The organism is Paroceanicella profunda (assembly GCF_005887635.2).
Taxonomy (GTDB): Bacteria; Pseudomonadota; Alphaproteobacteria; order Rhodobacterales; family Rhodobacteraceae; genus Paroceanicella; species Paroceanicella profunda.
In genome coordinates this window covers 52,250-74,964 of record NZ_CP040824.1, presented here as the reverse complement: position 1 = coordinate 74,964, position 22,715 = coordinate 52,250, and the positions used below count along the sequence as shown (strand labels likewise).

Annotated in this window: 16 protein-coding genes; 9 read left to right on the top strand and 7 right to left on the bottom strand. The window is 72.4% G+C overall.

What is annotated here, in order from left to right; genetic code table 11:
• Positions 1-95: 95 nt before the first annotated feature.
• On the top strand, positions 96-572 hold the full coding sequence (locus FDP22_RS24200) for an Lrp/AsnC family transcriptional regulator (RefSeq protein ID WP_138578984.1): 477 nt from the start codon (positions 96-98) through the stop codon (positions 570-572).
• 522 nt (positions 573-1,094) lie between these two features.
• On the opposite strand, the gene radC is transcribed toward FDP22_RS24200, so the two are convergent.
• On the bottom strand, positions 1,095-1,985 hold the full coding sequence (gene radC, locus FDP22_RS24195) for a RadC family protein (RefSeq protein WP_138578982.1): 891 nt from the start codon (positions 1,983-1,985) through the stop codon (positions 1,095-1,097).
• Between the two features lie 650 nt (positions 1,986-2,635).
• Positions 2,636-4,186 carry an MDR family MFS transporter gene (locus FDP22_RS24190; protein ID WP_138578980.1) on the bottom strand — a complete coding sequence of 517 codons (1,551 nt, stop codon included), beginning with the start codon at positions 4,184-4,186 and terminating at the stop codon, positions 2,636-2,638.
• 397 nt (positions 4,187-4,583) lie between these two features.
• Here FDP22_RS24190 and FDP22_RS24185 point away from each other — a divergent pair, with 397 nt between their 5' ends.
• Positions 4,584-5,249 (top strand): MarR family winged helix-turn-helix transcriptional regulator, encoded by a 666-nt coding sequence (locus FDP22_RS24185; protein ID WP_138578978.1) that lies wholly within the window; start codon positions 4,584-4,586, stop codon positions 5,247-5,249.
• A 502-nt stretch (positions 5,250-5,751) separates the two neighbouring features.
• Here FDP22_RS24185 and FDP22_RS24180 read toward each other — a convergent pair.
• A complete protein-coding gene (locus FDP22_RS24180) occupies positions 5,752-6,666 on the bottom strand; it encodes an alpha/beta fold hydrolase (protein ID WP_138578976.1) in 915 nt (304 codons plus the stop codon).
• Between the two features lie 116 nt (positions 6,667-6,782).
• Between FDP22_RS24180 and FDP22_RS24175 the strand changes: the two genes are divergently transcribed.
• Positions 6,783-7,676: a LysR family transcriptional regulator gene (locus FDP22_RS24175; protein ID WP_138578974.1), complete on the top strand. Its 894-nt coding sequence runs from the start codon at positions 6,783-6,785 to the stop codon at positions 7,674-7,676.
• 46 nt (positions 7,677-7,722) lie between these two features.
• On the opposite strand, the gene FDP22_RS24170 is transcribed toward FDP22_RS24175, so the two are convergent.
• Together FDP22_RS24170 and FDP22_RS24165 are read right to left on the bottom strand one after the other, a co-directional pair.
• The gene (locus FDP22_RS24170; protein WP_138578972.1) at positions 7,723-8,409 is read right to left on the bottom strand and encodes a Crp/Fnr family transcriptional regulator; all 687 of its coding nucleotides are present in this window, start codon (positions 8,407-8,409) and stop codon (positions 7,723-7,725) included.
• A 414-nt stretch (positions 8,410-8,823) separates the two neighbouring features.
• On the bottom strand, positions 8,824-9,252 hold the full coding sequence (locus tag FDP22_RS24165; RefSeq protein ID WP_138578970.1) for a MerR family transcriptional regulator: 429 nt from the start codon (positions 9,250-9,252) through the stop codon (positions 8,824-8,826).
• 124 nt (positions 9,253-9,376) lie between these two features.
• Here FDP22_RS24165 and FDP22_RS24155 point away from each other — a divergent pair, with 124 nt between their 5' ends.
• The 6 genes from FDP22_RS24155 to FDP22_RS24130 all read left to right on the top strand — a co-directional run bounded on the left by FDP22_RS24155 (position 9,377) and on the right by FDP22_RS24130 (position 19,009).
• Positions 9,377-11,959 carry a heavy metal translocating P-type ATPase gene (locus tag FDP22_RS24155; protein ID WP_239032058.1) on the top strand — a complete coding sequence of 861 codons (2,583 nt, stop codon included), beginning with the start codon at positions 9,377-9,379 and terminating at the stop codon, positions 11,957-11,959.
• An 872-nt stretch (positions 11,960-12,831) separates the two neighbouring features.
• Positions 12,832-15,552 (top strand): glycoside hydrolase family 9 protein, encoded by a 2,721-nt coding sequence (locus tag FDP22_RS24150; protein WP_143972318.1) that lies wholly within the window; start codon positions 12,832-12,834, stop codon positions 15,550-15,552.
• Between the two features lie 358 nt (positions 15,553-15,910).
• Positions 15,911-16,192: a hypothetical protein gene (locus tag FDP22_RS24145; protein ID WP_138579374.1), complete on the top strand. Its 282-nt coding sequence runs from the start codon at positions 15,911-15,913 to the stop codon at positions 16,190-16,192.
• A gap of 252 nt (positions 16,193-16,444) precedes the next feature.
• Positions 16,445-16,765, top strand: a complete 321-nt coding sequence (locus tag FDP22_RS24140) for a hypothetical protein (protein WP_138579376.1) — start codon at positions 16,445-16,447, stop codon at positions 16,763-16,765.
• 315 nt (positions 16,766-17,080) lie between these two features.
• On the top strand, positions 17,081-18,583 hold the full coding sequence (locus tag FDP22_RS24135; RefSeq protein WP_170317864.1) for a peroxidase family protein: 1,503 nt from the start codon (positions 17,081-17,083) through the stop codon (positions 18,581-18,583).
• 15 nt (positions 18,584-18,598) lie between these two features.
• Complete coding sequence (locus FDP22_RS24130) at positions 18,599-19,009, top strand: hypothetical protein (protein ID WP_138579380.1); 411 nt, start codon at positions 18,599-18,601, stop codon at positions 19,007-19,009.
• 204 nt (positions 19,010-19,213) lie between these two features.
• Here the strand turns inward: FDP22_RS24130 and FDP22_RS24125 are convergent, their stop codons facing one another.
• On the bottom strand, positions 19,214-21,178 hold the full coding sequence (locus tag FDP22_RS24125) for an AfsR/SARP family transcriptional regulator (protein ID WP_138579382.1): 1,965 nt from the start codon (positions 21,176-21,178) through the stop codon (positions 19,214-19,216).
• Between the two features lie 212 nt (positions 21,179-21,390).
• On the bottom strand, positions 21,391-22,473 hold the full coding sequence (locus FDP22_RS24120) for a YcaO-like family protein (RefSeq protein WP_138579384.1): 1,083 nt from the start codon (positions 22,471-22,473) through the stop codon (positions 21,391-21,393).
• Positions 22,474-22,715 lie beyond the last annotated feature (242 nt).

Genomic DNA, 22,715 nt, shown 5'->3' with positions numbered 1-22,715 from the left:
TATGAAAGGTGCTTTCCAATTTGCCCGTCATATGCTTCCATTTCCGAAGCTTTGGCAGCCATATGCCATGACAGTGCACATTTTTGGGGTGATTGATGGAAGATCCTTCCAAGCCGGATCTGGACCGAATCGATCTCGCCATCCTGCGCGCCCTGCAGGCGGACGGGCGGCTCACCAACGCCGAGCTGGCGCAGCGGGTGAACGTGAGCGCGGCCACCTGTCACCGGCGCACGCAGCGGCTGTTCGAAAGCGGGGTGGTGACCGGTGTGCATGCCCGCATCGACCCCGAGCCGGTGGGCCTCGGCGCGCTGGTGATGGTCGGCGCGGTGCTGGACCATTCCACGCCGGAGAGCTTCGCGGCCTTCGAGGCCGCGGCCATGCGCATGAAGACGGTGCTGGAGTGCAACCTCGTGGCCGGAGATTTCGATTATCTGCTGAAGATCCGGGTGAGCGGGATGAAGGATTTCAACCGCCTGCACGGCCAGCAGCTCATCGCCCTGCCCGGCGTGCGGCAGATCCGCACCTTCTTCGTCATCAAGGAAGTTAAGGAAGCAGCTCCGCTGCCCTTCTGACGCCCCCCGCTGCGCGGCACTTCCCCCGGCGCACCGCAGCCCACCCGTCAGGCAGCAACAATGAGGTCGCTGGAATGAAGGCTCGGGCGCCCGTCGGCAGGATCATGCGCGCCCCCTGGGTCCGCCACCCTTCGGATCGCCTCGCCCTGCGCGCCCCTTGGTGCCTCCGCTCCGCGCACCATCGGCGCCGCGCGCCAGCAGCGTCACCAGGCGGAGGCAGGCGCGCCGTCCTTCCGCCACCGGCCTGACAGCGCGTTCACGGCCCGGCCCGTGCTGTCAGGGCTGGTGACGGCCAGCCGGTCAGGGAGATGCCCGGGGCCGGTCCGGGCGCGCGGGGAGAGTTCGGTGCCGGCCCGCGTCACTGCCTGCACGCGGCCGGGCGCGCGCGCTCTGCAACGCCTGCGCTTCTTGCGCCCGCATCACCGCACCGGGCGGGGTATTTTATGTCGGCCCGACGGGGCCGCATCCGGCGCCCGGCTTCGCGCTGCGGCAGGGCCCCGGGCGGGGAGGGGGGCGCGCGCCTCAGATCAGCCCGCGTGTGCGGAACGAGGTCTCGCCGGTCTTCCCGATCACCACGTGGTCGTAGAGGCTCACCTCGATCGCGCTGCAGGCATCCATGATCCGCTGGGTCATGTCGACATCCGCCTCGCTCGGCGTCGGGTCCCCCGAGGGGTGGTTATGGACGAGGATCACCGCCGAGGCCGCCAGCTCCAGCGCCCGCTTGGCCACCTCCCGCGGGTAGACCGGAACGTGATCGACCGTGCCCATGGCCTGGGTCTCGTCGGCGATCAGGCAGTTCTTCTGGTCGAGGAACAGAATGCGGAACTGCTCGATGTCCCGGTGCGCCATCGCCGTGCGGCAGTAGGCGATCAGCGCTTCCCAGGAGGACACCACCTCCCGGTTCATCACCTTCACCTGCGCCATCCGGTGGCCGAAGGCCTCCGCCAGGCGCAGTTGCAGGAACACCCAGCGGTCCGCGCCCGACACCTGGAGCACCCGGTATTCGGACGCCGCGATGACGCCGGTAAGGTCTCCGAATTCCGCCAGCAGGCGCTTGGCCAGCGGTTTCACGTCGATCTTCGGGATGGCGTTGAACAGCAGCAGTTCCAGCAGCTCGTAATCGGGCATCGCCGCGTGCCCGCCGGTCAGGAATCGGGTGCGCAGCCGCTCGCGGTGGCCCCAGTAATGCGGACGCTGCGTGCCGTCGGCACCTTCGATCAGCCCGCCGCCCGCGGCCGCTTCCGGCGACAGGCGGTCCGGAGGGCCGGCGGGGACGCCACGGGCCGGTTTCTCGAAAGCGGGCCGCGCCCGAACTCCCGAGGGTGGCAGCCGTGCGTCGAGGTCATCGAGCCCGCGCAACGCCTCCGCGGAAAGCTCGGCCGGGGCAGAGCGCCGCCGCGCCGGGCCCGCCATTGCCGTGGATCCGTGCGCAAGCGGATCGCCGCCTGCCATGTTTTCAGAGAACCGGCCGCTCATCGCAGACTCCCATCATCCGCCGCCCTGACGCGGCGCGACCCGCATCACCGCCGTCGCCCCCAGCCGGAAACCTGCTGCTTTTACACTTAATTCCAAGTTAACAGCGCCTCGCCCGGCACCGGGCGACCGCAATGCGGACAGCGCAGCGGGCGGCGCCCGCGCCACGCGCTTCCTCCGCCACCGCGCCGGCCCCCATGGCGGCGCGATGCCTCTCCGTCGGGTGGCACCCCGACATCCCGGGCGGTCGCGGCACCGCGGCTGTGCCCGGCTCCGTAGCGGCCAGCCCCTTCCGCGGGGACATGCGGACGCGGGCGCTCCGCGGAGCGGGAGGTGCCGCCGTCGGCGCACCATCCGCGTCGCGGGCCCGGACCACGTGCGCCTGAACGGCAACCCGGAGGGCGCAACGGAGCGGCTGCTACGGGATTGCGTCCCGTTTTCCAACGCCGAAGCCCGGCGCGGCCTGTTCGCCCGCAGATTTGCCCATGGCGCGGCTTGCCGAAGGGGGGGCTTCCGCGGGGCGTGGGGAGAGGTTGCGCCCCGCTGCGAGCCCCTCGCGTCACCGCCAGAGGCCGCGAGGTCTCCCGGGCTCACTCCGCCGGATGGGGGCAGTTGCCGGCCGGCCGGGGCGGCGCCACGGCAGCGCCGTGCACCGGCATCAGCACCGGCCGCAGCATCAGCGCCGCCACGAGGCCGATGGCCGCGACACCCGCCGCCGCCATGTAGAGCCAGGTGAACGCGTCGGAGAACAGCAGCCCCACTGCCGCGCGGCTGCTCTCGGGCAGGGTGGCGAGCAGGTCGGGCGCGATGCCCGCCGGCTCGGCCACGCCCGGCACCACGATGTCGCTGCCCGCCAGCCGGGCCGAGATGATGGCGCCGAACACCGAGATCGCCAGCGACGCCCCGGCCATCCGGCACAGCGTCACCGCGCCGGTCGCCGCGCCGATGTCGCGCTGCGGCGCGGCGAGCTGCACGCCGATCACCGGCGCCTGCTGGCCCATCCCCACCGCCAGCCCCTGCCCGGCGAAGGCCACCGCCACCAGCCACAGCGGCGTGCCGGCATGCATCTGCGACAGCATCAGCAGCATTCCCACCGACAGGCACAGTCCGGCCACCAGCACCGGCTTGTAGCGCCCGGTGCGCGCCACCACTCGCCCCGCGCTGAGCGAGCCAGCGGCAATCCCCCCGGTCACCGCGATGAAGAACAGCCCGGCATGGGCGGGCGAGAGGCCCGTGGTCATCTGCAGGAACAGCCCGTGGAAGTTCACCAGCCCGATCGCCACCCCGCCGGAGGCGAGTGCCACCACCAGCAGCAGCGGAAACGTGGGGTCCGCGAACAGCCGCAGCGGCACGACCGGCTCCGGCGCCCGCCGCTCGATGCGCACCCAGAGCACCGCCGAGACCACGGCCAGCGCAAGCACCCCGAGGCCCGTCGCGCCGAACAACCCGCCGAAGAGCTGCGAGCCGTCGGCCCAGAGCACCGTGGCGCCGATGGCGAGCGCCAGTGTGGCGGCGCCGGCGAAGTCGATCCTGGGCTGGCGCTGCGGCCGGCGGTTCTCCAGCAGCACGAACAGCGCGATCAGCACCACGATGCCGATGGGCAGGTTGATCAGGAAGATCGAGCGCCAGCCGAACATCTGGCTCATCGTGCCGCCCAGCGTGGGCCCGATGGAGCCGGAGGCCATCAGCACCAGGCTAGAGAAGCTCTGGTAGGTCGCGCGCTCGCGCGGTTCGAACAGATCGGCATTGATCGAGAAGATCGACACCATGAGGCCGCCGCCGCCCAGCCCCTGGAGCACCCGCGCCGCGATCAGGCTGTCCATCGACCAGGCCATCCCGCAGGCGAGCGAGCCGACCACGAACAGCGCAACCGCGAACATCATCACGTACTTGCGCCCGAACAGGTCTCCCAGCTTGCCGTAAACCGGCATGATCGCGCTCTGCGCCAGAAGGTAGCCCGCCCCCACCCAGCCGAAGCGTTCGATGCTGCCGAATTCGCTCACGATCGTCGGCAGCGCGGTGGAGACGATCATGTTGTCCAGCGTCGCCATCAGCAACGCCATCATCAGGAAACAGAACACCACCAGACGGCGGCGACGCGTGAGCCCCGTCGGGGTTTCGGGAGAGGGGTGGGGCAGCATGGGGGGATCCGGGAGAAGGGTGCGGAGAGGTCGGGAGGTCGGGAGGTCGGGAGGTCGGGAGGTCGAAGGCTGGTCGCTGCCGGTCCGGCCCTGGGCCTCCGGGAAGCTTGCAATATATGTGCGGACAGCATATAAATGTCAACAGCACATATCCACCCTTTCGTCCGCGCCGCGCCACCGGCGTTCCGGCCGCCGCCCTCCCGCCCATACCGCCTCCCAACCCGCCTTCGCCCGTCCATGCCGCCGTCCAACCTGACTTCGCCCGCCCGGGCCGCCACCACCCCGCCCTTGCCGCTTCCGCTCCTGCCTTCGCCCGGGCTGTCCGCCCGCCCCGGCCGGCGCCGCCCGTTCCCTGCCCCCCGCACTGCGGGACATCCCGACGAAAGCCCTCCGCTTCATGACGCGTGACACGCCAGCCCCTGCCGAACCCGACATCCACCGCATCTCGCGCGCACTGGGGCGCCTGCGCGTGCTCACGGGGCGGCGGGTGATCAGCCGGGTCGCGATCGCCAACGTTGCCCCCGGCGCCGAGCTCTCCTTCATCGACGTGCTCACCCTGGTGCCGGGCTGCGACCCCGGGGCGACCGCCTCACCGGACAGCGCAGCGGCGCCCGTTGCGGCCCCGTTCGACGGCGCGACACCCCCGGCCGCCGGCGGGGGCGGCGCGGCGGTCTCCGCCGAGGGTGCGGGCATTGCGCCCGGCGGGGCCGGGCTTTCGGCGCCTGCCGGCCCGGAAGCCGCCACGGACTGCCCGGGAACCACGGTCGGCGCGGTGGCGCGGGCGATGCGCATCGACCCGTCGCGCGCCAGCCGGCTGATCTCGGAAATGGTGGCGCGCGGCCTGCTGGCCCGCGTGGCCTCGCCCAGCGACGCGCGCTCCAGCCTGGTGGTGCGCACCGAACTGGGCGAGCGCCTGCATGCCGAGATGCGCAGCGTGAAACACCGGCTCATCGGCGAGGCGCTGGACGGCTGGCCCCCGGAAATGGTTGCCAGTTTCGCCGAGCAGTTCGAGTGTTTCATCGACCTCTGGGGCGCACGGATCGACGCCATCGGCGACGGCTGACGCCCGCCGCACCCCTCCGGCCCCCCGCGCGCGGCGGGCCCCTCCGCGAACCGAGGACGGCCGGTCCGGCTCGCCACGCCTGCCCCGCCGCGCGCAGAGCAGGTTCGCCCCGCCGGAAGGAAGCGGGCAACCCGTCGATGCCCGCACCGTCGCGCACGGAGCAGAGCCGCCCGGCCGGGGGGGAGCGGCAGCCCAGGCACCGCGCGCCGCCGTGCGGGGCGGTGCCGGCGGAGCGGTGCCGGCGGGGCGGAAATGCCCGCCGCCTCCCGGACCGTCAACCTGATCAGTGTCAGGCCGGGTCCGGGCGCAAGGGGGCCGGGCACGCAGGCGCAGCGCGGCACGCCGGCCCCTGTCCGCACCGGACACCCTCGGCAAGTCCGCCCATCGGCGCGGCGCCCCTCACCGCGCCGGACACCCCCGGCGAACCCGCCCTTCGGCGCGGCGCCCTTGCCGGCCGCCGCGCCGAGGCGGGAAGGTGCTGCCCGGTGCGGGTGGGCGCGCGTCAGCGGGCCTCGTCCAGGAAGGCCCGGACGGCCGCGACCGTGGCGTCGGGCTGCTCTTCCATCAGCCAGTGGCCGGCGTCTCCGATCACCAGACCCTGCACGTCCGTCGCCGCGAACCGCACGACATCCGCCATTCCGGAGCCGAAGGAATGGTCTCCGCCCACCGCCAGCACCGGCATGGCGAGCTTGCCCTCAGCCAGGAAGGCCTGGTTGTCCAGCGCGTCCTGGTCGAAGGCCTTGAACTGCTCGAACCCCGCGTGCATGGCCCCGGGCAGCGCGTAGAGCGCGGCGTAATGCTCGCGCGAGGCTTCGGTGAACTTCGCCGGCGTGGCGGAGAACTCGTTCCAGAACCGGTCAAGGTAGATGCGCTCACGCCCCGCCACCAGCCGCTCCATGTCCGGCCCGCCGAAGCGGAAGTGCCACAGGAGCGGGTTCTTCAGGATCTCCTCCCAGGGGCCCACTCCGGGCAGCGGCGCGTCCATCAGCACCAGGCGCTTCACCCGGTCGCGGTGCTCCGCCGCGAAGGCGAAGCCCACCATGTTGCCGATGTCATGCGCGACGAGATCCACCTCGCCGACGCCGAGCGCGTCCAGCACGCCGGCGATGTCCTCGCCCTGGGTCTTCTTGTCGTAGCCGCCCGCCGGGCGGGCCGACAGGCCGAGCCCGCGCAGATCGGGCACGATCACGGTGTGGTCACGGGCGAGGTCCTCCGCGAGCGGGGACCACATGTCGCCGGTCTCGCCATAGCCGTGCAGCAGCACCACCGCCGGGCCGCTGCCGCCGACGCGCACATGCAGCGTCGTTGCGTTCGTGGCGATGTCACGCGCGTCGAAGCTGGGCGGAAACGGCCGGACCTGCGCCAGTGCGGGTGCCGCGGCCGCGAGGCCCAGGGTGAACATGAGGGGTCGAAGCATGGTGTAGCCTCCTTTGCAGCCAAAGCGCCAAATCGCTCGACACGAAGATGCGCACGCGCCATCGTTCCCACTAGCCGGGAAAGGCCAGAACTGCTTTTCGGAAAAGGCGAACGACGGTGAAGCTCGACGGGATTTCAGCCTTCGTCGCGACGATCGAGGCCGGGTCGATCAGCGGGGCGGCGCGCCGGCTGGGCCTGGCCAAGTCGGTCGTCAGCGAGCGCCTCGTGGAACTGGAACGCACGCTCGGCGCGCGGCTGGTCCAGCGCACCACGCGCCGGCTGTCGCTGACCTCCGACGGCGAGAGCTTCCTGCCCCGCGCCCGGCGCATCCTGGCCGAGGTGGCCGAGGCCGCCGCCGAGATCACGGAGCGCAGCGGGTCCATCGCCGGGCCGTTGCGCCTGTCGGCCCCGGTGAGCTTCGGCGTGCTCCACCTGAGCACCGCGATCTGCGCCTTCCTGGCAGACCACCCGGAGATCGACCTCACGCTGGACCTCGACGACCGCTTCGTCGACGTGGCCGCCGACGGCTACGACGCGGTGATCCGGCACGGGCCGGTGCTCGACACCCGGCTGGTCGCCCGGCGCCTTGCAGTCACCCGGCGCACCCTCGTCGCCGCGCCGGCCTATCTGGAGCGCTCCGGCACCCCACGCAGCCCCGCCGACCTGCAGGCACATTGCGGCATCCTCTACAGCAACCGCGACGGGGACTGGCGCTTCTCCGGCGAGGCGGGCTGGACGGTGGTCCGGCCCCGGAGCTGCCTGCGCGTGAACAACGGCCTGTTCATGCGCCACGCCACGCTGGCGGGCCACGGCATCGCCCTGTTGCCCACCTTCTTCACCTATGAGGACGTGGCGGCGGGGCGACTGGTGCAGATCGACATCGGATCACAGGCCGAAGGCGCCGAGCTCTTCCTGTGCTACCCGTTGCAGCGCACCTCCTCCGCCCGGGTGCACGCGCTCTACGAAAGCCTGCGACGCCAGATCGGCGACCCGCCCTGCTGGGACGCGTGACGCCGGGCGCACACCGGCCTGGGCGGCACCCCGGCGGCGCCCCGGCTCAGCGCCCGCTGAGTGCGCGCAGCGCGTCGCGGTCGAGGATCCGGATGCGGCCACAGCACAGATCGATCATGCCCTTCTCCTGCATCCGCCGGAGCACCCGCTCCACGGTCGGGGCGGACAGGGCCACGCCCTCGGCGAGCCTGCCCTGCGACAGCCCGATGTCGCGCGCGCCCGGCGCCCGCGCCTCGTCCTGCATCAGCAGGTGCAGGGCAATCCGGGCCTCCGAAGGCGGGCTGACGAGGTTGGCAAGCAACCGCAGCGCCAGCGCGGTGTTCAGGTGGTTCAGCCTGCAGAATTCCCCGAGCAGGTCCGGGTCATCGGCCAGCAGGGCGCGCAGGTCTGGGTCCGGCAGGAACAGCGCGCGCGCGGGCCCGGCGGCGATGAGGGTGACCAGCCGGGTCTGCCCGTCGAACCGCACCGGGTCGCCGATCCAATGCCCCGGGTCGGCCCTGTAGGCGGAGATCCCGAGACCGTCCGCCCGGGGGATGGTGATCTCGAACGATCCCTCGACGAGGCCGAACACCCCATCCGCGGGATCGCCGAAGCTGAAGACGATCTCGCGGGCCGCAAACCGTTGCAAACGCGCGATTCCGGAGAGTTTTTCGCGGGTATCCGCGGCAAGCGTCGAAAACCAGCCCCGCGTCGCGGCGAAGGCCAGGGCGGCATCAAGATCCCTCATCGTCATGATTCACTTTTCTTAATAGTTAACCGCCCCTATCAAACATATTATGCGGTTATTTCCTGGTGTAAAATGCAAATTGAGGACGTTACCGGGCAATACTTATCACAACCGCGCGAAGATCAAGAGAGTCCGCGATCTGTCCGGATCTTGACCGGACTGCCCGCGCCGGCGGCGCCGTCCCGCGCGCGGGAGACCGGCACTGCACCGGTGCGGCAAGCCCTGCGGTGCAGGACCCTCTGCACCTCGCGGACCAGGCCGGTTCCGCCCCGCCACCGGTTCGCCGGTGTCCGCGCCTGCGACATACCCGGCGTGGGGCCGCGCCGCCTCGTGCCCCCGGCTGCGTCAGGCTTCGCCCCACTGCGCGGAGAGGCAGATGCCCGCGCGCCCTGCAGGCATCCTCACTCCGCCGCGCGCCGGTCAGAGCGTTCCGGGCTCATGGTCGGTCAGGCATTCGGAATGGTCGCGCAGCACTTCCAGCACGCGGCAGTCGGAGGTCGAGCCGCCGTGGCACTCCCGCACCATCCGCTGCAGTTCCAGCCGCAGGGCCTCGAGGCGCGCCAGGCGGCGCTCGACCTCGCGCAACTGCCGCCGCGCGATGGAATCCACGTCCGAACAATCGCGGCCCGGATGGTCGGCGAGGTCGATCAGCTCGCGGATCGCCTCCAGCGAAAAGCCCAGCTGCCGGGCGTGGCGGATGAAGGACAGCCGGTCGAGATCCCCGTCGCCATAGCGCCGCTGGCCGCCCGCGGTCCGCCCCGGTTCGGGCATCAGCCCCACCTGCTCGTAGTAGCGGATGGTCTGCACCCGGGTGCCCGTGCGCCGCGCCAGCGTGCCGATCGTGTGCATGGCCGCCCTCCTCCTGTTTGCAGCGGGGCGCGGAAAAACCCCGCGGCACCCCTTGAACCTACAGTGGCTGTAGCTCCCATCTGTGCGTGAGTCGAGCCGGAACAGCGACACAGGAGGCCCAGGGATGACACGGGAAAGCCAGCACGAATGGCGGGTGACGGGGATGGATTGCGGGGCCTGCGCGGCGAAGGTGCGCGGGGCGGTGGCGGCGCTGCCGGGCGTCGGCGCCGTGGACGTGGCGCTGATGGCCGAGCGCCTGAGCCTCACCCTCGACGAAACTCTCACCCCGCGCGCAGGCGTGGAACGCGCCGTGCGCCGTCTCGGCTACGGCATCGGCCCGCGCGGCGCGGCCCCGCAGAAGCCGGCGCGCGGCTTCGTGATGCCGGCGGATGCCGCCCCCTCCGGCCCGGACCACGCCGCCGCCCTGCCGGACCCGCAGCCCGCACCCCCCGTCGCCACGCAGGGCCATGCCTCCGGGCCCGGCCCTTCGGTTCCGCCTGACGCGGGCCGGAAGCCCGCGCCTGCGCAGCGCCCCGCCCCCGCCCCTGCAACCGGCCAGCCGGCCGGGCCTGCGCACCATGATCCCCATGCCGCCGGGGAGACACCCGCCGGCACGGTCGCGCAGGGTCCCGCCCTTGCCCACCCAGGCCGACAGCCGGGCGCGCATGCGCGCGGCCACGCCGGTGCCCCGGCGGACACCCGCGGCACAGCCCCTGCGGAGACCGGCCTCGCCATGCCTCCGCCCGCTCCCGCAGCAACAGCAGGGGACAGCCCCGCCGGAGCGCCCGGCGCATCGGCCGCGCCCGCAGGCCCGGACGCCGATCCGGCCAGGCACAGCACGCCGAAGGCGCGGCTGCTGCTGGGCACCGGGGCGCTGCTGGCGCTGGCCTGGGCGGTGGATCTCGCCGTGGGCGGCAGGGTGGCACAGGCGGGTTTCATGCTCGCCACGCTGATCGGGCTCGCTCCCGTGGCCCGGCGCGCCGGGCAGATGGCGGCGGCCCGGATGCCCTTCACCATCGAGATGCTGATGACCATCGCGGCCACCGGTGCCCTGGTCATCGGCGCCGCGCAGGAGGCGGCGCTGGTGGTGTTCCTCTTCGCACTCGGGGAGACGCTGGAAGGTCTCGCCGCCGGGCGGGCGCGCAGCGGCATCCGCGCGCTCGCCGCGCTGGTGCCCAGGACCGCGCGTGTCGTCGTCGGCAGCACGATCCGAGACCTGCCGGCGGAGAGCCTCGCCATCGGCCATCTCGTTCAGGTCCGCCCCGGAGACCGGATCCCCGCCGACGGCACGGTGGCCACCGGCATCTCCGCGGTGGACGAGAGCCCGGTCACCGGCGAAAGCCTGCCGCGCCCCGTCTCCCCCGGAGACACGGTCTTCGCCGGGGCGATCAACACCGGCGCGGAGCTGCGCATCCGGGTGAGCACGTCCTTCGAGGACAACACGATCTCGCGCATCCTGCGGCTGGTGGAGGAGGCAGGCAGCGCCCGCGCCCCCACCGAGCGGTTCATCGACCGGTTCAGCCGCGTCTACATGCCCGCCGTCGTGGGCGCGGCGCTGCTGGTCGCGGTGCTGCCGCCGCTGCTGGCCGGGGCGCCCTGGGAGACATGGGTCTACCGCGGCCTCGCGCTGTTGCTGATCGGCTGCCCCTGCGCGCTGGTGATCTCGGTGCCCGCCTCCATCGCCTCGGCGCTCTCCACCGGCGCGCGGCACGGGCTGCTGTTGAAGGGCGGCGCGGTGCTGGAGGCCACGGCGGGGGTCACTTGCGTGGCCTTCGACAAGACCGGTACCCTCACCGAGGGCCGGCCGCGCATCGTCGCACTGCGCGGCATCGCGCAGGAGGAAACCGGGCTGCTCGCCACCGCCGCCGCGGTGGAGGCCGGCGCGAGCCACCCGCTCGGCCGGGCCATTCTGGCGCGCGCCGAGGCGGAAGGCTGCGTCCTCCCTCCCGCCACCGGCGCCGCCGCCCTGCCCGGCCGGGGTGCGCGCGCCACCATCGACGGGCAGGACTGGACCGTGGGGTCCCCCGACCTCGCCGCGCAGCACGGCCTCGTCGACCCCGCCACCCGCGCCTGGATCTCCGCCACGGAGGAGACGGGCGCCACCGTGGTCGCGGTGTTCACGCAGAGCCGCCTCGCCGGGCTGATCGCCCTGCGTGACGAGCCCCGCGCCGACGCCGCCACCGCCGTCGCCGACCTGCGGCGCATGGGCATCACCCCGGTGATGCTGAGCGGCGACACCCCCCGCACCGCGCAGGCCATCGCGCAGCGCATCGGCCTCGCCGCCCGCGCCGGCCTCCTGCCGCAAGACAAGGTCACCGCGATCCGCGACCTCGCCGCCGCCACGCCGGGCGCCCGAGTGATGATGGTGGGCGACGGCATCAACGACGCCCCCGCCCTGGCCACCGCGCAGGTGGGGCTCGCCATGGGCTCGGGCACCGACGTGGCGCTGGAGACCGCGGACGGCGCCCTGCTGCGCGACCGGGTGGGCGACGTGGTCATCCAGATCCGCCTCGCCCGGGCCACGATGGCGAACATCCACCAGAATGTCGCCATCGCGCTGGGGCTGAAGGGCGTGTTCCTGGTGACCACGCTGCTGGGGGTGACCGGCCTGTGGCCCGCCATTCTGGCGGACACCGGCGCCACGGTGCTGGTAACCCTCAACGCCCTGCGCCTGCTCCGCTTCTCCGAGCCGCGCCGGCCGGCCTGAGGCGCCGGGCAGGCCAACCCGCGCGACGCCCCGGCGGCCGCGCCAGTCCAGATGGCGCGTGACCCCTGCGCCATCGCCGGTCACCGCCGCGCCGGGCCGGACCCGCACCGGCGCGCCCGGCCGGTGCACTGCGGCACGGGCGCCGGGCGGGGGCCCGTCGCGGCAACACCCTCCGCGATACCATCCGCCGCACGAATCCTGCCGGGTTCCGGCACCGCGCCGCAACGTCCCCCGACAGGCTTCGAACGCTGGATTGCCCCGGTGGGTTGCGGCGCGCAGGCCAGCTCGCGTCTGCGATGCGTGACATTCTGGCGCAGCGCCGCGCGGAGCCACGGTCCGAAACGCCCGCGCCGGGCGGTTTCGATGCCCCATGGCCGGGCCGCGCGCCCCCGGGCAGGCCGGCCGGGCGGCGGCGAGACGGCACACCGTCCCGGCGGGTTCCGGCCAGCGGCGCAGCGCGCTCCGGCGCGGGAGGCGGCTCCGGGCCCTCCGGGAACCGGCCATGCGCGTGGCCTTGGCCCCGGCGTGGTGCAGACGGCTTTTATGAAGGCGCATCAAGGGGATCGCCTCCGCCGCCCTGCCTCGATGGCGCCGAGAGGCACACGCGGCGTGTGGCGCGCGGACGGATGTCCCGGCTCCGCCCGGGCGGCGCCCGACCGAGGGTGCCCGCCGGCCCGCCGGGGGAAACGGTCCACGCCTGCGGCTTCGGTGCGCAAGCGCCGCCTGCCCGGCTCCGGCGCCGCCCCGGCCTTCGGCGCTCCTGCTGACAAGGGCCCCGGGCTTGCGTAGCATCCGGCGGGTGAGGGGCAGTTTTTCGCCTCTCCTGATCTGCCGGGAATTTCGCCCGGATCGCGTTCAGAGAGGCAAATGCATTGGCCGATACAGTCATTTCCGGCGGCGCGCCCGGCGTCGTCACCTTCGCAGACGTCGACACGTGGGACACGGGCATGGCGGTGCAGGCCACGTTCGAGGCCCATCGCAGGCTCGACCACTGGACCCTCGTGCTGGAACTGCACGCCGGGATCACCAGCATCTGGGGCGCGCGGATCGTCTCGCGCAGCGGCCCGCTCTACACCCTCGCCGACGAGGGCTGGAACGGCGCGCTCGCCTCCGGGGAGACCGCGCGCTTCGGCTTCCAGGCCGACGCCGCGCGGCAGGACCTCGCGGTAACCCGGGTGAACGGTGTTCCGGTAAGCCCGCCCGAGCCCGTGCCGGACCCGCTGCCGGTGGTGAGCCTGCACCCCGTCACCGCCACCGAGGGCGACGGCACCGCGCGGATGCGCGTCACCCTCTCCCACGCCAGCGACATGGACGTCACGGTGAAATGGGCCTTTGACGGCGGCAGCGCCGGCGCGGCGGACCGGGCGGCGCCGGGGGCGCGCAGCCTCACCATCGCCGCCGGCCAGACCGCGACGAGCTTCCCTGTCCGCATCCTCGACGATGCGCTGGAGGAAGGCACGGAGACCGCGCGCATCACCCTCACCTCCGCCACGGGTGCGCGCATCGGCACCGCCAGCGCCCTCCTCACCCTGATCGACGACGACCTGCCCGGCCTGCGCCTGGCCCGCGCCACCGCGGCGGAGGAGGACGGCACCGCCCACATGCGCGTGGTTCTCAGCGAGGCGCGCGCCGAGGACGTTACCGTCCGCTGGGCCGTGGTGCCCGGCGGCAGCGCAGACGCGGCAGATTACCGGGCGGGCCAGAGCCATGGCACCGTCACCCTTCCCGCCGGCACCACCCGCGCCCTGCTCGACATCCCCCTGCGCGATGACCGGGTGGCGGAGCCGACGGAGAGCCTGCATGTCCGCCTGCTCTCCGCGCAGGGCGCCGCGCTCGTCAGCCCCGACGCGCGGCTCACCATCACCGACGGCGATGGGGCCGCGGCCCTGCCGGAGGTCTCCGTCTCCGTCTCCACCCACTGGACGCACGGTTTTGCAGGCGAGCTCACGGTGACGAACGACACCGGCCGGCCGCTGGAGAGCTGGCGGCTGACCTTCGAGGACGCGGATTTCGTGATCGACCGCGTGTGGGGCGCGGTGGCCCGGACGGAGGCCGACGGCGACCCCTCGCTCATCGGCCGGGACTGGACCACGGGGCTGGCGCAGGGACAGTCCGTCACCATCGGCTTCGTGGCCACCGGCAGCGCGCCGGACGCGCCCTATTTCGACATCTACACCGAGGCCGGGTCCGGCCCCGGGCCGAACCCCCGCCCCGGCACGGGCCATGTGCCCGGCACGCCCTCACCCTTCGCCGCCGCCGATTACGGCGAGGCGCTTGGGCTGTCGATGCAGTTCTACTACGCGCAGTATTCGGGGGATCTGCCGGAGGATTTCCCCGTCGACTGGCGCGGGGACAGCGCGCTGTCGGATGGCGCGGACGTCGGGCGCGACCTCACCGGCGGCTGGTATGACGCGGGCGATCACGTGAAGTTCGGCCTGCCGATGGCCTCCTCCGCCACGCTCCTGGCCTGGGGCGCGTCGGACTACGCCGAGGGCTACAAGGCGAGCGGCACCTATGACGACATCCTCACCCATCTCGCATGGGTGACCGATTACTTCCTGCGCGCCTATGACGACAAGGGCACCGAGACCCTGGCCGATGACGTGTTCTACGCCCAGGTCGGCAACGGCGCCGCCGATCACGCCTACTGGGGCGCCCCCGAGGACATGACCATGGCGCGCCCCGCCTATGCGGTCACGGCCCGGACCCCCGGCACGGAGGTGACGGCGGAGACGGCCGCCGCGCTGGCCGCGAGCTCCATCGTGTTCCGCGAGGCCGGCCGCACCGCCTATGCGGATGAGCTTCTGGACACCGCGAAGCAGCTCTTCGCCTTCTCCGAGGCCTATCAGGGCAGCTACACCGCCGCCGTGCCCGACGCCGCGGATTTCTACAATTCCTGGAGCGGCTATCAGGACGAACTGGCCTGGAGCGCGGCCTGGCTGAACCGGGCCACCGGCGAGGCCGCCTATCTGGACAAGGCGCAGGCCTGGTACACCGCCAGCGGTACCACCTGGGGGCTGTCCTGGGACAACAAGTCCATGGGCACCGCCGCGCTGCTGGCCGCGGCCCCGGGCGGCAGCAGCGCCTACGCCGATCTCGGCGCGCATATCGACTACTGGATGAACAGCCTGCCCCGCACCCCGGGCACGGACACGAACGGTGGCCTCGCCTGGCTCGACGCCTGGGGCTCGAACCGCTACGCGGCGAACACCGCCTTCCTGGCGATGGAATACGCCGACCTCACCGAGGCGCGGGGTGGCTCGCAGGCGCGCATCGACGCGGTGGTGGATTTCGCCGCCGACCAGCTCGACTACATGCTGGGAGACAATCCGGACGGGCAGAGCTATGTCGTCGGCTTCGGCGATGACTACCCGCTCAACCCGCACCACCGCGGCGCCTCCGGCACCGACAGCGACTCCGACCCCGCCGCCAACGCGCACACGCTCTACGGCGCGCTGGTCGGCGGGCCGGACGTGAACGGCGCCTACGCCGACCTGCGGACGGACTATGTCGCGAACGAGGTGGCGACGGATTACAACGCCGGCTTCTCCTCCGCCCTCGCGGCCCTGATCGCGGAGCATGATCTGAACTAGCCTGCGGGCTGCCCTCCGGCCGGGCGTCCGCGCCCCGGGGCCGGGAACCGGCGTGTTCCCGCTGTCCCCGGGTTCCGCGAAGCCCTCCGGGCAGCGAACCCGGGGGCGTCTCTCCGGAGGGCCGGGTGGCCGGCTCCTGCTGCAGGCCTGCGGAGGGGCCGGATTCGCGGCACCGCGCGGGGCAAAACGTGCGGGTTCGCACATCCCGCAGCGGGCGATATTGTAAGCGTCCGCACCTTGGGGCATGACAGGACAGGAGACCTGATACCGCCCGGCGCCACGCTCCGGACGCAGAGGACACCCGGACAGGCGGACCGCCGCGCCGGTGGCTGATTCCGGGGAGGCTGGAGGGACGTAATTGCAGATCTATTTCCAGAAGACCGGGCCATATGCCGGGAAATTCCTGAGCTCCGATCAGGAATCCATCATAAGCGATGGACTGGATAAAATACCGTCCGAAGGGGAAGGATCCATTTTCTTCACCTATATTGCCTTTTCCGACTCCAATTACACGCTGACATTTTCCCAATGCGCGGAAGACGGCTCCATCGTCTCATCCAGGAAGAAACGTTTCCAGGATACGCCCTTCACTGTCGAAACATTCATGCAGTTTGCCTTCCGATGCCTTGGCGGGCAGTGACACTTTCCGCCGGATGACGAGGCTTGCCTCACGCCGACGCGTTTTCGACCCAAGATATTGAAATAACGGATATTTCCAGACAGGCGGCCGGGCGAAACGGGTGAATAACGCCCGTATAACGCCGCATCCATCAATGTGAGGTCACAGATTAACCGCTTGTGAACATCTGGTTCGCAAGCGCCCGCCGACCCTCCCGTTCCTGCCGTCGCAGGGCAGGCCCGGAAGGACTGGGATCACAGATGGAGAGACCCGATGACCCCGCATGATTTCAAGCCGCACCTGGCCGAGCGGATCGCCTCGATCGCCGAGGTGCAGGCGGCGCTCGCCCTGCTGGCAGGCGACGCCCCGGAGCGGCAGAAGGCCGTCCGGCAGCTCGAAACCGTGAAGGCCGCGCTGCAGGCGAAAGTGGCGAAGGCCGAGCAGATCAACCTCAGCTATCTCGACGAGATCGACCTGGTGAGCAGCGAGCTGCGCGACCGTGCCCGGGACATGCGCTCCGCCAAGGGCGGGTTCGACCGGGTGGCCGCGATCCACGGCATGGCCGCAACCCTGTTCGTGCTGCTCGACGCCTGAACGCGTGCCGCGCCGCCGCGGCACGTGACCGGCGCAGCCTGCCCCGGCAGGCGGGTATCCGGAACGGGGGGAGGGCCGATGCGGCAGGCTCCTGCCGCGCGGAGGGGACAGGCAACACTATTCGGGCGCCCCTGTCCAGATGTAATCAGCCAGTCAATGCATTCATTCACATACAGGCCATGAAACATTCTGTTGTTTAGCGATGTTCGCAGTGTTTTCATGCAGGTAATCGGAACAGGGCCTGCGCGTGACTGGTGGAGTACAAGACACCGCAGGTCCGCGCCCCCGTCAGCCGAAGATCCAGGGGGGATCATCATGACCATCGGGTGTCGACTATACGGGCCGCAGCCCGCACGGGCGCTGGAGAGCAGCGCCACGCAGGACCGCCGGCCGCTCTTCGCCCGGCTGGCCGAGGCGATGAAGGACGCGCGGCGCGACGCCCCGGACGACAATCCGCGCATCCCCTCGGGCTACACCTATCTCGCGCAGTTCGCCGCGCATGACCTCGTGTTCAGCGGGGTGACGCGGCCGCGGCTGGGAGACCCCGGCCAGGCGCCCTCGGCGCCGATCTCGCCCGAGCACGCCAATTCGGCGCTCGACCTCGGCTCGCTCTACGGCCCGGGGCCGGACATCCGCCCCGAGCTCTACCAGCCCGCGGGCCGGATGCCGCGCACCCGGCTGGCGCTGGCGCCGATGCCCGACACCGAGCGCTCGTTCCTCTCGCGCGCCGCATGGACCAGCACCGCCCCTCAGGGGCCGGAGTTCTGCGTGTTGCCGCGCCTGGTGGCGCAACTGCCGGAGATGACGGCCGTCACCGCCGATCCGCGCAACAACCTGCATTACCTGATCTCGCAGGTGACGGTGCTCTTCGCCTGCGTGCACAACGCGGTGGTGGACCGGGTGGAGGCGCGGGAGCCCGCCGGCAGCTATGACGGCGCCCGGGTTCTGGCCACGGCACGCACCATCGTGCTGGCGGCCTACCGCGACATCATCCTGCATGATTTCCTCGCCCGCCTGCTGGACGACGCCACCCATGCCCGGGTGGTGGACGCCTGCGCGCGCGCCAGTTTCGACGGGCTGCGGCTGCTCGGCTCCGGCTCGGTGGACGCGCCGGTGTCGCGCGCCTTCGCCTCGGCCGCCTACCGGGTGGGGCACACGATGGCGCGGGGGCATTACGCGCTCTCCGCGCAGTTCGCGGAGAACAAGCCGGCCTCGCTGTCGCGGCTGATCTCGCTGGCCGCGGAGCCCTCCGCGCCGGCGCGGATCTGGTCTCTGGAGTGGGACCGGTTCTTCTTCGACGACACCGCCCCGCGCACCCCGGACGGCCGGTTGCGCAACTTCAGCCATCTCATCAAGCCGGGCATCAACCTCACCCTGCATGACGAGGGGTTCTTCCCCGGGGATGACGGGGTGGGCCGGGGGCTGGCCTACCGCGACATGGTGCGCTGCGCCGCGGACGGGATGGACGACACCGACGCCTTCGTGGCCGCGCGCATGCCGGGGGTGGCCCTGCTGGAGCCCGCGGCGCGCGAGGCGCTGCTCGCCGAGCGGCTGCCGGGGCTCGACGCCGCGGACCGCGCCGCGCTGGCCGCGCGCATGCCCCTGGCGCTCTACGTGCTGCTGGAGGCCCAGCACGCCGGCGGGCACCATCTCGGGCCGGTGGCCAGCGCCATCGTGGGCGAGGTGTTCGGCGCCGGGCTCATCGAGTCCGAGGCGGAAACCGCCCGCGGCCGGGCGCTGTGGCGCGACATTCTCGGCCAGGAGGCGCCGCGGCGCATGACCGGCCTGCTTTCCTTCCTTCGCACGCAAACACACTGATCCGGGAGATCTCCAATGCCTTCGCATGTGTTCAACATGAACGATCCGGTTGTCCTGCGCGCCATGGGCGCCCTCGTGCGCAAATGGGTGCTGAAGGACAAGGTGCCCGTGGGGGATTCCAAGGGGGCGCTGAAGGACATGTACAAGGCCGGCATCACCCTGCAGGACAAGGACGGCAACGAGCTGGAGCGCAAGCACTGCCCGATCAAGGTGATCGTGCACCAGAACTCCGAGGACGAGTTCCACATCGTCGTGCCGGCCAAGGAGCAGCTGGAGGACATTCTCGACCGGGTGGAGAATGACCCCGGCTACACGCTGGACCAGGAGTTCATGACCTTCCTGATGCCGCCGGCCAAGACGAAGGAACAGCGCATGTCCTTCTACGATTTCCGCCTCGGGGACTACGTGCTGCAGCACTGCGACTGATCCGGAAGGGCGGCGCGCCCGGTCCATGCCGAGCACTTGGCCGGCGCCGAGGGGCGATGCGCCTTGCCGCCCGGTGTCGGCCGGGCCTCCGTCCGGCGCGAGGGGATGTCGGGGCGATCCCGTCCCGCGCGCCGCGGCGGGTCTGTGCGCGCGAGAGCGGGCCGTTTCGGGGCGGGGGCCGGGAGGGACGCCGTCGCGGCGGGATCAGACCGGCAGGCCCGCCGCGGCGAGGCCGGTGCGCAGGCGGGCGAGGTCCTCGGCGCGGCGGATCGGGAAGGAATGCATCAGCCAGCGGCCGATCGCCTCCCAGTCCGCCGGTCCGTCCCCGGCCCAGCGGTCCACCGCGGCTGCGACGAACTGCTCCATCTTCGCGCGCGCCGCGACGGTGGCGCCGTCCATCGCCAGTGCGGCGGCGTGCCAGGCGAGGAAGTCGAACACCGCGTCTCCCGCCGCCTCGCCGGCCTGCAGGGCGCCGGTGGTATCTCCCGCAAAGTAGCGGATGCACATGAGGTAGCCCCAGTGCACGCCGTTCATCTGCGGATGGATCGCCATGGCCTGCGCCGCGAGGCCGAGGGCCCGGTCATGCTGGCCGAGGAAGGAATAACCATGCGCGAGCGGCACCAGGGTGCGGGGGCTGGAGGGGTTCAGCTCCATCGAGAGGTCGAAGTGGAAGGCGGCGAGTTCGTGGGACTCGCACAGCGCGTGCGACCAGGCCAGCGCGTGCTGGTTGCGCCCGTCCAGCGGGTCCAGCGCCACGGCGCGCATGGCGAATTCCCGCGCGGCCGCCGCCCGGGCCGGGCTGCGCATGATCCCCGGCTCGGCGAGATGACGCGTGTTCAGAAGCCCGGCGAGCGAACTGTAGGCCGCCGCGTAGCCCGGCTCCAGCTTGATGAGCTGGCGGAAGGCGACCTCCGCCTCGTCGAAGCTGCTGGCGCTCCAGCGCTTGCGCAGGTCGTTGCCGCGCAGCCACAGGTCATAGGCCTGGCCCCGCCCCGGCGCGGCGCTTTCCGGCGAGGCCACGTCCCAGGCGGTGAGCCGGCGGCGCGAGACATGCATGTTCAGCGAAATCGCCACCCGGCGGATGGTGCGGGTGACGATGTCGGCCCAGGCGTCCGTCTCCAGTTCCAGCGCGTCGGAGTAGAGATAGCCGCCGGTGCGGCATTCGATGGTGGTGAGGGTGAGGCGCACGCGCCCGCCCACGTCCATGAAGATGCCGGAGATGCGGTAGTCCGGGTCCAGTCCCACGCTCTGCTCGACCACGGCCCATTCGCGAAAGCGCACCAGCGCGGCGATGAGTTCGAGGCGGAAGCCGTTCGGCAGGTCCGACGGGCCGGTCCAGGGGCCGGCGGGCAGGAAGGGCGCGATCTCGATGATCGGCGGCGCGGCCGGGTCCACCGGCGGTCCGGGCGGGAAGCCGGCCGGAGCCGGGGCCTGCCGGGGCATGGCGCGGGCCGGCGCGGGGGCGACGCGGGAGATCACCTCGCCGCTTTTCGCGCGCACCACGAGGTCCTGCAGGTCCGCGGCCGGTTCCTGGTCCCATTCCGCGTCCAGCGCGTCCCAGTGGCGCTCGTAGACGCGCAGCGCCTCGGCCAGGGCGGCCTCGTCCAGCGCGGTCTGGATCAGGATGCGCGCGGCGCCGTCATGGGTGGGATCGGCGGAGAACAGGCCGCGCGCCGCGTGGATCTGCACCGGGCCGGGCACCTTCAGCGCGGCGGAGAGCAGCCCCAGCAGCCGCTCCACCCAGCGCTGGCGCACGATGCCGAGCCAGGCGTCGAACTCCTCGGAGAGCGATTCGAGCCCCTGCAGCAGCGCCTCGGCCTCCGGCAGGGTCTGCGGCGGGGCGCCGGCGGCGATCTCGTCGCAGAGCCGGTGCAGGTCGGTGCGCAGCGGCTCCTTCAGCGCGATGCTGTCGCGGCCGATGTCCAGAAGGTCCGGCGCGTCGGCAAGGTCGGCCTTCAGCCGGTGCAGGAGCTGGCGCAGCGAGGAGCGGGCGGCGGCCTCCGGCCGGTCACCCCAGAACAGCCCGCAGGCCCGCTCACGCGTCATCGACGCGGCCGGCCCGAGCGCCAGATAGGCGATCAGCGCGAGGCTGCGCTCGCTGCGCAACGTCACCGGAGCTCCGGTGCCGTCCAGCAGCGCGGCGCGGCCGATCCCTCTCAATTCCCACATTGTCTCGTTAGCCCCTGATCCCTTTCGCACTCTGCCTTCATCGCCGCAGGGTTTCCAGACCCGCTATGCGATTCGCCCCCATGCCGCAGCCCGCGCCACCTCGCCCCCGGTGGCGACGTCCCGCGTTCCGGGGTGATCCGCTCCCGGACTTCCGGCACGGCCTCCCGCCCGCCACCGGGCGCGATCCGCCGTCCGGAATGCCCCGCGCGCGGTCACCGCCTCCCCCGAGACGTCCCGAGCGGGGTCGCTGCCCCGGCCTCCCCGGCGGGGGCATGCACAGCCCGCGTCACCGGCGCCCGGGCCGCGATCGCCGCTCCCGTGTCGTCGAGGCCGGGGCCCGGCGGCCCCCCTGCCCCGCTGAGCGCCACCACGTGGAAGGGCCAGCCCGGCAGGCCGAGATGGCGGGTGACGACGCCGGATGACGCCGGCTCCGCGGGCAGCGCCGTGCCGGTGTCATCCGGCGCCAGCCAGTCCGGGCAGGGCGCCTCCAGCCGGGCGAGCCACAGGCGGTCGGCGGGAGCGAGCGCCCCGGCGCCCTCCGGGCCGCGGCGCTGCCAGGCCATCGCGGCGGCGGCTTCCATCTGGCACAGTTCCTCGCTGGCGCGGCGGGCGGCGGCCTCGGGCGTGTGCGCGGCGGCGAAGCCCCCCACCAGCCCGCGCCCGCCCGACGTGGTCGAGAGCGCGGCGATCACCGTGCCGTCCGCGCCCGGAGACAGGTCAAGCAGCCAGCGGCGGCGGCCGAAGGGCCCGGGCGGGAACACCTCCGCGAGGGCAGCCTGGGCCGGGCCGGCCGGCGCGGGGGCGCAGCGCGCGCCGGACCACCAGGCCGCGACGGCCCGACGCTCGGCCAGTTCCAGCCGGGCCCGCTGCAGGGCGGTGTCCGGGTCCGCGGCGCAGGCGCTGGCCCGGCCCAGCCCGCCTGGCGCGATCGGACAGGGCATTGCGGTTGCGGTTGCGGCGGTGCCCTGCCCGTCCGCGCCGCTGTGCGATATCCTGTCGTCAGCCGTTCTCCGGGTCTCCGCCGGCGCCCAGGCGGCCGGCCCGGCGGCGCGCAGGATGAGGCGTTCGGCCAGCTCCTCCAGGCAGCCGCGCCGGGCGTCCTCCGGGCTGCGCCCCCGGCCGCCGGCGTGCAGCGGTTCCGGCCCGGCGCCGAAGCGGGACGGGTCGCGCAGCGTGGCCCCCACGAGCACGACGCCGCGGCTGGCACTGGGCAGGAGGAACACCTCGTCACAGGCTGCCGCGAGCGCGTCGAGCGCCGCGTCATAGGTCGATCCTGCTGGCATAGATCGGGTCACGGCAAGTCCTCGGGCGCCGGCAGGGAGCGATGTGTGTGCAAACGGACTGCCGGGCGTCATTTTCGAAAATAGACCCGTGCGCCGCATCTTAGCAAGCCGGCTGCGCGGGCGGGCCGGGGCCCTGGCTGCGGCGCGGGCCCGGTACCCTGCCCGGGCGGGGCGCCGCTCCGGCTCCGGGCGCGCGGACGGACTGCGCCTGCCCCGGGATCAATGCACGGCGAAGGCCTGCACGCAGGCCCAGG

Coding starts and splice junctions, on each gene's coding strand:
- FDP22_RS24200 (WP_138578984.1), top strand. CDS start 96: ATGGAAGATCCTTCCAAGCCGGATCTGGACCGAATCGATCTCGCCATC.
- radC (WP_138578982.1), bottom strand. CDS start 1,985: ATGGCGGGCCCGGCGCGGCGGCGCTCTGCCCCGGCCGAGCTTTCCGCG.
- FDP22_RS24190 (WP_138578980.1), bottom strand. CDS start 4,186: ATGCTGCCCCACCCCTCTCCCGAAACCCCGACGGGGCTCACGCGTCGC.
- FDP22_RS24185 (WP_138578978.1), top strand. CDS start 4,584: ATGACGCGTGACACGCCAGCCCCTGCCGAACCCGACATCCACCGCATC.
- FDP22_RS24180 (WP_138578976.1), bottom strand. CDS start 6,666: ATGCTTCGACCCCTCATGTTCACCCTGGGCCTCGCGGCCGCGGCACCC.
- FDP22_RS24170 (WP_138578972.1), bottom strand. CDS start 8,409: ATGACGATGAGGGATCTTGATGCCGCCCTGGCCTTCGCCGCGACGCGG.
- FDP22_RS24165 (WP_138578970.1), bottom strand. CDS start 9,252: ATGCACACGATCGGCACGCTGGCGCGGCGCACGGGCACCCGGGTGCAG.
- FDP22_RS24155 (WP_239032058.1), top strand. CDS start 9,377: ATGACACGGGAAAGCCAGCACGAATGGCGGGTGACGGGGATGGATTGC.
- FDP22_RS24140 (WP_138579376.1), top strand. CDS start 16,445: ATGACCCCGCATGATTTCAAGCCGCACCTGGCCGAGCGGATCGCCTCG.
- FDP22_RS24135 (WP_170317864.1), top strand. CDS start 17,081: ATGACCATCGGGTGTCGACTATACGGGCCGCAGCCCGCACGGGCGCTG.
- FDP22_RS24130 (WP_138579380.1), top strand. CDS start 18,599: ATGCCTTCGCATGTGTTCAACATGAACGATCCGGTTGTCCTGCGCGCC.
- FDP22_RS24125 (WP_138579382.1), bottom strand. CDS start 21,178: ATGTGGGAATTGAGAGGGATCGGCCGCGCCGCGCTGCTGGACGGCACC.